The 8,939-nt window shown below is 43.9% G+C and carries 9 protein-coding genes; 2 read left to right on the top strand and 7 right to left on the bottom strand.

What is annotated here, in order from left to right:
* Positions 1–1,037: 1,037 nt before the first annotated feature.
* Together spoIID and GJ688_RS18835 are read left to right on the top strand one after the other, a co-directional pair.
* Positions 1,038–2,000 (top strand): stage II sporulation protein D, encoded by a 963-nt coding sequence (spoIID, locus tag GJ688_RS18830; RefSeq protein ID WP_155478058.1) that lies wholly within the window; start codon positions 1,038–1,040, stop codon positions 1,998–2,000.
* A gap of 359 nt (positions 2,001–2,359) precedes the next feature.
* Complete coding sequence (locus GJ688_RS18835; RefSeq protein WP_155478059.1) at positions 2,360–3,589, top strand: threonine/serine exporter family protein; 1,230 nt, start codon at positions 2,360–2,362, stop codon at positions 3,587–3,589.
* A 385-nt stretch (positions 3,590–3,974) separates the two neighbouring features.
* On the opposite strand, the gene GJ688_RS18840 is transcribed toward GJ688_RS18835, so the two are convergent.
* The 7 genes from GJ688_RS18840 to istA all read right to left on the bottom strand — a co-directional run.
* The gene (locus GJ688_RS18840) at positions 3,975–4,262 is read right to left on the bottom strand and encodes a Dabb family protein (protein WP_155478060.1); all 288 of its coding nucleotides are present in this window, start codon (positions 4,260–4,262) and stop codon (positions 3,975–3,977) included.
* Between the two features lie 658 nt (positions 4,263–4,920).
* Positions 4,921–5,214 carry a hypothetical protein gene (locus tag GJ688_RS18845; protein ID WP_170292158.1) on the bottom strand — a complete coding sequence of 98 codons (294 nt, stop codon included), beginning with the start codon at positions 5,212–5,214 and terminating at the stop codon, positions 4,921–4,923.
* A gap of 26 nt (positions 5,215–5,240) precedes the next feature.
* Positions 5,241–5,483 (bottom strand): DUF134 domain-containing protein, encoded by a 243-nt coding sequence (locus GJ688_RS18850; protein WP_235911115.1) that lies wholly within the window; start codon positions 5,481–5,483, stop codon positions 5,241–5,243.
* A 339-nt stretch (positions 5,484–5,822) separates the two neighbouring features.
* Complete coding sequence (locus GJ688_RS18855; RefSeq protein ID WP_170292159.1) at positions 5,823–6,650, bottom strand: transposase; 828 nt, start codon at positions 6,648–6,650, stop codon at positions 5,823–5,825.
* Between the two features lie 4 nt (positions 6,651–6,654).
* On the bottom strand, positions 6,655–6,804 hold the full coding sequence (locus tag GJ688_RS18860) for a hypothetical protein (protein ID WP_155478064.1): 150 nt from the start codon (positions 6,802–6,804) through the stop codon (positions 6,655–6,657).
* Between the two features lie 80 nt (positions 6,805–6,884).
* Positions 6,885–7,628 (bottom strand): IS21-like element helper ATPase IstB, encoded by a 744-nt coding sequence (gene istB / locus GJ688_RS18865; RefSeq protein ID WP_155478065.1) that lies wholly within the window; start codon positions 7,626–7,628, stop codon positions 6,885–6,887.
* On the bottom strand, positions 7,628–8,939 hold a 1,312-nt coding region (gene istA, locus GJ688_RS18870; protein ID WP_235911117.1), incomplete at its 5' end, for an IS21 family transposase. The genes istB and istA, both read right to left, overlap by 1 nt.

The raw sequence follows: 8,939 nt of genomic DNA on the forward strand, positions 1-8,939 counted from the left end.
AGCACCAGAATTTGTTGGCGAAATTCCCATACTGGTTAAGGGTTTAACGCGATTTTTAATCTGCGAAACTTGAGTTATATATAAGTTCGATTATCTAATCTTTAGGGACCCAAAGCCACCAAAACAACCTCCCACCCAAACCTCGACAGCCCCCACTCCCGACAGATATAATCATCGCCATACTTCTTCCGCCATTTAGGGAGCAGTTAAACATGCTGCTCGTACTTCATCCGATCAAACACTTCGAAAGACACCAAGTCCTCGAATAATGAGTAAGTGATCAACGGCCCTGGCCGCCGGTAGTCTCGTTTGGCCTTGCCCGACATCCGATCGGATGGCATGACCATGCTGCCGACACGGCCCAGTCAGGAGACACGGCCACGGATGCCGGAGGCTGTGGTTTTCTTTTCTTTCACGTCGGTGAAAAATAATCGTTCGATATCGGTATCGGCTGTGGGCAAGCTCTTTTCCCCTTTCGGATATCCTGAACGTAACCGCTCTCTATTTTGCCCAATAATAAACAGACTGAAGCGTGAGCCTTTTGATGCGCGGTCACGCTTTTCCTTTTTCTAAAGCGTATTCCCAATATATCGGCGGATGTATGGTCTTCTGTTTATCTGTTGTTCGAACTTCAACCGGCAATATTCTTCCCGGAGTCGGTCGACTTCACGGGATACCAGGATTGCTTGGTTGATTCTACGGGCCAGTAGCAGCCTGGAAGCTTCGTGGCGTTTCTTGTGGATTAGTTTCAGAAGTTGCTCCGCTTCGCTTTTCATCGTCAGGATTCATCCTCTTCCAACATTTGGTGAGTGATTATTCGATGTGGCGAGACTGATTTCCTCCTTTTTACAGAAAAACAAAAGTGATTGGTTGGACAAAGTATTATACTAATACAATTATCACGCTGGCGGCGTGTTTTCTATTTTTGCGACCACTTAACACTCAATCAGTTTATATTCCGAGGTAAGTCATCAGTTAGATCGCTCTGTCATATACATGTTGGCGCATGGACATACAATGACAGGAGTGAAATCCCCATGCCGCAAAAGCTAGGGCATTGGAAACTTTACATATTCAGTTCAATAACAACTGTCTTACTTCTAGTGTTAGGCATTCCTCTAATGATAATTAATAATCCACGGAGTTCAATCGCTAAAGAAACCACAGTAAAAGAAACGAGATTAGCTAATACAGACGAACATCGAATTCCACTCCAACTTAAAGATGGACAGGTCATTGAAATACCTATGGAAGAATACCTGGTCGGTGTATTGGCTGGAGAAATGTCTCCACTTGATCCGCTAGAAGCCTTAAAAGCGATGGCAGTGGCAGCCCGTAGCTATGCTTGGCATCGCACATCGAACGGCGACCCGATTTGTACCACCATACACTGTCAGGTCTGGTTATCGCCAGAAGAGCGCCAAGAGCGATGGGGACAAAAAACATCGGATTATACAGGGCTAATTAAACAGGCGGTGAAGGACACTCAAGGACAGTTCTTGGTATATGATAATGATGTGATCCTGGCCGCCTATTCTGATTCGTGTGGTGGTCATACAGAGTCAGCCGCAGATGAATGGGGTTCCGATATACCATATTTACGTAGTGTGACTTGTCCAGAAAAACCTGTAATTAAAGATATTCTTTTTTCCCCAGATGAACTGGATGCAAAGTTAGGTACTACCCTATCGGCAATGAAACCCCGAGAACGGATAAAAGCCGTGCAAGTAACGGACAAAACATCGAGTGGACGAACCAAAACTGTCCAAATTGGATCGACCGAAGTAAAAGGTTCGAGATTACGCGCAGCACTTGGGCTACCCTCGACAGATATGAAAATAAATTGGAATCATAACGAGATTGAAATTGAGACGAGAGGGAATGGTCACGCCGTTGGTATGTGTCAGTCTGGAGATATCACTATGCCCATAGAACGTAAATCATACGATGAAATTCTTGCACATTATTATCCAGGCACACAATTAAAAAGGATGTATTAACCTGTTAATCTATTTTATCGTACGGAAAGTTTGTTTCCATTTAAACGGCCTCCCGGAATTCCCATCTCCCCCTTCCACATTATTTTTAGTTCTACTTATGCAAAATTATCATATATAAATATGTAACCGAAAAATGAGAAACTAACACTGGTTATTGTCGTTGGATTTATTTAAACATATTTTTCTTTACGAGAAACAGGTATTTTTTCATTTTTCAAAACCTATTCCCAATGCATTGACGAGTCTTTGCTCTCTTATTTTAATTGTATTGTTCTTATCACAATAGTGATGTAGAAAAGGAAAGGCGAGTCAACAGCTCTAGTATAAAGTCAAATATCTTATATTAATGGAAGTGAAACATGATCCTATCGATTGAATTCCTCCATACTATTGGGCGCATAATGGTAGCAAACGGGGCCGAAATTTATCGTGCAGAGGAGTGTATTAAATATGCAGCCTTAGCACTCGATAATATCTGCGATATACATACCACAGTAACACCTAATAGCATTACCATCAGTGCGACTGATGTAAATAGACAAGTTCACACGTCCGTACGTAGAGTAACTCGCCAAGGTGTTAATCTAACTAAAATCGCCTATGCTAACGATTTATCTCGTCGTTTAGTGAACCTTAAAGTCTCGTTGGAAGAGGCAATTGAAGAAGCAATTGCGATTGAACGAATGCCTGGCATCTCTCAATTTTATAAAATCGGGTTACTTTCGTTTAACGCGGCCATGCTGTCACTACTTAGTGACGGTACAATGACCCACTTCTTTATAGCAATTTTCGTTGGTTTGTTTCTATTTGGTATCTTAGAAAAACTAAGCTTTATTGGTCAGTTATCTTTTGTACGAGAAATTTTCTTAGGGTTTGTTGGATCTGCGTTGTCCATAATCATTTGCCGTTTTTTTAGGATCGATGACGGCCCACTTGTTACTGGTTTACTCCTTACGATTTTCCCCGGCACCGCCATGATTAACTCCATCCGAAACATCATCGCAGGCGACCTCATCAGTGGTGCGGTTGGCGTACTCGAAACGGCTGGGTTGATGCTCTCTTTATTTGCGAGCGCTGGTGCCGTATTATCGATTAGTGGTAGTTTTAGCGATGTGATTGCCGCTGCTTCAGTAAATAGTATTACACTCGCCTTATATCCTGTGTTAGCTGGTATCTCGAGTGCAACATTTTTCACTTATTTTCAAGGACCCTGGGCTTTGATATTTAGTAGCGTAGCCGTTGGAGTGCTTGGGCGTATTGTGTATTCATTTATTGTCGCTTTTAACTTGCCCAGTGGTATTGGATTGTTTCTCGCGGGCTCTACTGTCGCGCTTATTGCCGAACATTTGGCCAGATACCACAAGACGCCTTCCACACTATTTGTTATTTCGGGTTTTATCCCGCTTGTGCCTGCGTCGATAATGTATCAAGCGGTATTGGCTTTTGCAACAAACTCCTTGTCTCAAGGTGGTGCATTGTTTTTAGCATCTGCAATTCACATGTTTGCCCTAGGTACAGGAATCGCTACGGTTACAGCTATGATTCGTTCCTGGAAACAGCGTACAAATAATACACAGATTGCGGCATGAGCTTAATGTCATGAAAAGCGTGAGCCTCATTGCGGGGCAACGCTTTTTTGTTGACTTCCTTCCTCATCAGAGCGATGATGTCACTGCGGCAACCGCCCACCGAGGAGGACTGAATATCGAGCAATAACTGGCCCCAACAAAAAACTAAAATTTAATTCCGCAAATGATTTTTTACCGTCTTAAAAATCATCACGACACGCATTTGGTGGCCAGGGATTCAGCGATCTTCGGAACATCCCGTTCGTAAAACTTCCTGCCCATGCCGGTTCGAAAAAAGTCCATTATTGTATCCTCCCTGCTTTTGTTGCGAGGCAGGTACAGCTTATATAGGAATCGTTACTAAGTATATTTAATTTGATTCCAATGGAAAATGACTTCAAAATGTTTACTCTTCATAACAAACGTTAGCCGCAGCTGATAATTTGCTTTTAAGTTGATTACCAATCTCGACATGTACTGGATGAGGTAAGTATGTCTGGAAGTCGTCCATAGAATCAAATTTTGCAATAAGGGAAATATCATACGAAGACTCAGCATGACGAATGTCCACAAAAACTTTTAAGTCGCGAATAACGTCAATCCTTCCACCCATGCTTAACAGTAGTTTTCTCGTATCTTCGATACTTTCGCTACTTCTATCCTGGAGCTTTAATAGCAGGTTATGAACAATCATTTATTTTCCTCCATTCTTTTATGGACTCGTCTAAAGTATACCTGTTGGTTTAGAACTCAAAAATACGAAACGAACCATTACTAGAAGTATCTTCCCTCAATAAAGATAGATTCATATGAGGACCACCGATAGGCAATCCTCTCCTTCCTCCCACTCTTACTTTATCCCTTCAAAGAAACAAGGTAAGCACCGATCATCAAGAACAATCCACCCACCCATCTAACCGTGGGCACATACTCCGAAAACACCAACCACCCAACGATAATTCCAAGGAAATGAATAAGTCCTTGAGCAGGGAATGCTGTGCTGAATGGGACCATCGTTAGCAACTTGAACCACACCGGCAAGGCGAAGTAACACGACGCCACCAAGGATACCTGGAGAAGTGGCGGCTTTGAGTAAGTTGGCAAACTCAAACCGCCCATTCGGACTAGCTGCAATCGTATAAGGGTCTGTCCCGCTAAAATTAGTGAGATGTTCAATAACAGCAGTAACCATGCTTTTAGGCCCATTGATTCACCTGTTTCTGTGGAGCCCCCTCGAATATCGTTAAGATATCCGTTCCCATATTTCAAAGAGCGTAATCATGCGGTTCTTCTACATTTATCACGATGCTTAATCCGAATCCCCAAACTCTTAACCGCAACAGACATCTTCCCTAAATGATCCAGTGGGACTTCTCTACGGCAACGATGTCTCTGCTGCCATTCGCTGAACACCGGGTATTCTGTCTTACTGACCTTATCGGGCTGGTTCTTTGAATCTCTGAGGATGTATTTAGTTGCCATTCCAACTGGTCGCCATCCGGTACCTCCCCCACCTGTTTTACATACGCCTCAATCAGATCATCTACGGCCTTGATGCGCCACGGAACCGGCATGTCTTGAGTGCTCAGGTGAGCCACCGCTCTAGAAAAGAATTCCTTATAGTTGGCTTCTATTGAGAACACCATCACGCCACCTCTTTCTCTTCATTTACCTAAGCAATCCGTTGAATGGCCGATCGAACATGCTCACTGACAGCCTGTTGAGAGATATTCATCCCGTGTGCAGCGTCCTTTTGAATGAAGTCGTGGAAAAAATCCAGCCTTAATGCTTGTTTTTGCCGAAGTGTCAAGTTAGCTTCTGTAATGGATTGTGCTAAGTCTAGCAATAACAAACTAGTCTCATAGTCACCACGGAGGAACCGGGATTCCCGGACATGGTACAGTTGGGTGAGCAAAGCATAGATTCCTTGTTCGCTTTCTAATGGATAGGCCTCATCTAATCGCCGTTCCTTTGCGGAGAAATCAATGACTTTCCCCAGTTAGGCCGCCCCCTCTTTGATATGAAGTAGAGCATTGTCGATTAGTTAGTAATCTCGAAGTCCGCATCAATCTGCTCGACGAACTTTTCTGTCTCATGATTAAACTGAGCTAAATGAATCTGCTCACCCAATTGCTTCATACGCTGAATCCGTGTGGTCGCTGAGGAATTGATTTTTACTATATCAAAACCAACTTCAAGTAATGAGAAATATTCGTTCCATTGGCGGAGGTCAGTGATTACGTGTTTTTGTCAACTAAAGAGTGATCCACTGTGATCGCGTAAAAAGTGATCCATTTTCGGCTCTTTTGTTTACATAAATATTTAATAATGGAATTAAACATAACAAATTATTTATATTAAACTCTGACATTCCCATGGTTTTCGGTACTCTGTCAGAGGAAGTTGTTAAGGACGGTGTTTCTGTTGCGTTCCCGCATTTCCCGATGGAACTGTCGGTATATAGCGGGTACGTTGTCATTTTGGAAAGGAGTCGCGTCACGGAGTGCCCGGGTTTTTGCGATAGGAGATCGACGCAATGATCGAGCTGAAGACACCATTGTTTGCGTTCGTAGCAGCGCCTGTGAATCGCCAAGATCTCCGCACCCGCCAAGATTCGAATTTCATCCACATAGGCCTTGAGCAGTACTGACCGTCCACTCCTTTGACAGGGAACGGAATAGGCGTTGGTATCAAGGTGAACCAGTGAATAGTGATCCACCTGAACACTGACCACCCGGCAAGCATCGAAGGGGACTCGTGGAAGTGGCAATAAATGTGATTTTTCTCGCTTCCATACCTGGGCGATGAGTTCTTGACTATGGGGAACCTGTGTGGTTTCCGCATAGTTCAGGCACTTTCGCTCGATTTGTTCGTTCAGCTCGTCCAGTGAATTTACTTCCGGAAGGGGTACAAAAAAATTGCGTCGGGCATATCCCACCATGTTTTCTACCTGGCCTTTTTCGTTACCTGATGTTACGTTGCAAAACTCGGCTTGATATACGTAGTGAGCACGTAACCGTTGAAAAGCTTCATGTTCCTCCCGGTTTCTCCCGCTAAGGATTTTCTTCACGGCCGTTTTCAAGTTATCATAGGTCACCCGTTCCGGCACTCGCCAAATTGAGCCATGCCTCCGGTGGTTGAACCACCCTGTCATTTTCTATGGTTTTTATTTTCAGCAGCAGCATCGTTTTGTCGTAGAGGCTGTGGAGAGTGTGGGCAAGCTTTAGCTTGTCCAAGTATTGTTCACCCGGAGCGATAGCGCAGGGTTGTCCACAATACGGCACTATCCACAGCCTATTTCTTGAGTTTTTTTAAGTTACTTCATGATCCCTTTTCGTTTGCGCATGGAATCCTCGCCGTCAATATAGATGGTATAGGAGTCATGCACAATGCGGTCAAGGATTGCATCCGCTAACGTACCTTCGCCAATTTTTCCATGCCATCCACCCGGAGAAAATTGGGAGCTGAATATGGTAGACCCTTTTTTGTGTCTTGCTTCAACAATTTCTAAGAGGTCTCGGGCTTCAGTATTGGTTAACGGTACGAGTAACCATTCATCCAGGATGAGCAAGCTAACTTTCTTATACTGTTTCATCACTTTCTGGTATATGCCTTCGCCACGTGCTACAGCCAGTTCATTTAACAGATCGGGAAGACGAATATATTTCACCGTGTAATAGTTCCGGCAGGCGGCAATACCATAGGCACAGCTGAGATATGTTTTCCCCGCCCCAGAAGCTCCAAGAATAATGATGTTATGTTTTTCTTGAATGTAAGTACATGTCGATAAGCGGGTAATTTGCGCTTTATCGAGTTTTCTGTCGGCATGATATTCAATGTCTTCAATGCAAGCCTGTGGAAAGTGAAGTTCTGCTTTACGGATGAGTTGGCTTAGCTTATTGTTCTTCCGTCTTGCCCACTCTGTGTCAACTAACAGCCCAAAACGCTCTTCAAAGCTTAATGTGTGAAACGAGGGGTCTTGTATTTGTTGACGGAAGGATTCGGCCATGGACGTGAGATGCATTTCATGCAGTTTCGTGACCGTTGTTTCATTTAGCATTATGAATTCCTCCCGTAGTAGTCCGCACCTCGGGTGAAACCAAAGGAGGAGGAATTCTCCGGTTTTGCCGGTTCTTCGGTAACCAATTTATCCTGCCCTGTTTGGAGAATGGTTTGGGCGCTCTTAAAGCTCGGCTTTGGTGTATAGGAGAGTGCCTTTACACAAGCCGCTTCTAGGCGACTTACGGAATATTTGTCAGCTAATTTGAGAAGTCCCATACAGCTTTTAAATCCTTGCTGTTCGACTCGATATGAGGAGAGGATAACTTTCACAACCGCTGTCGTATGTTCTCCGACACTATTTGCCCACGAGATAAACCGGTCCGCATTCCAGGACATATGCTTCTGGTGATTTTCCGGCATATGTTCTACAACAGTATTGTATTGCCCCGGACGGCCATGTAACCGAGGGTGGGAACAAATACGGTGATTGTTAAAGAAAACTTCGATCACATTTCGGGTCATACGGACATCGACTTTGTGCTTGATGTATTCATAGGGAACGCTGTAATTCATTTTGTCCACAGTAATATGATAATTGAATTGGACAGTGGCGATCTTCCAAACGGCTAACTCATATGGTGCAGCTGGGAGGGGTAATAACATTACTTTCTCTTCTTCGGTAAACACGCTATGTCGGCTGCCCGGTTTTTTTTGAAAGGGTTTCCGATTAAATATCTCAAGCTTCTCAAAGATTGCGTCGTTTAGCTCCCGAAGAGAAAAGAACTTTTGGTTACGTAGAGCTGCGATAATCCATGTCGATAAGATGCCAACGGTCCCTTCCCCATTCGGCTTATCTTTCGGCTTTCTTACACGTGCGGGAATGACGGCGGTTCCATAATGTTCTGCCATCTCATGATAGGTCTTGTTAATTGTCGGAGTATACCACGATGCTTGTTCTACACCTGTTTTTAGATTGTCGGGCACAAGAATCCGCGTTACTCCACAGAAATACTTATACGTATTGACGTGAGCCGTGATCCAACATTCTTGATCCATTGCTAAAAAAGCCTCTACATAGGCGTATTGGCTGTAAGATAGGGCCGCCACATACACGTACGCGTCAATGATTTCACCCGTATCCGGATCCACAATACTTGCCGTTTGCCCCGCCCAGTCGACCTCCATTTGCTCACCGGGCTTTCGACCAATATGCATGGTTGCTTTCGTTTTCATTACATATTGCTGATAGTAATAGAGTCCGTTCAGAAACCGTACTTGAATAATACCAACTGCGCAATTTGTGTAAATAATTGGGATAAGGCTACTAAAAAATACCGCATAATCCATCCAATCATGTCCCGTTTTTAGT

This window comes from Heliobacterium mobile (assembly GCF_009720735.1).
GTDB lineage: Bacteria > Bacillota > Desulfitobacteriia > Heliobacteriales > Heliobacteriaceae > Heliobacterium > Heliobacterium mobile.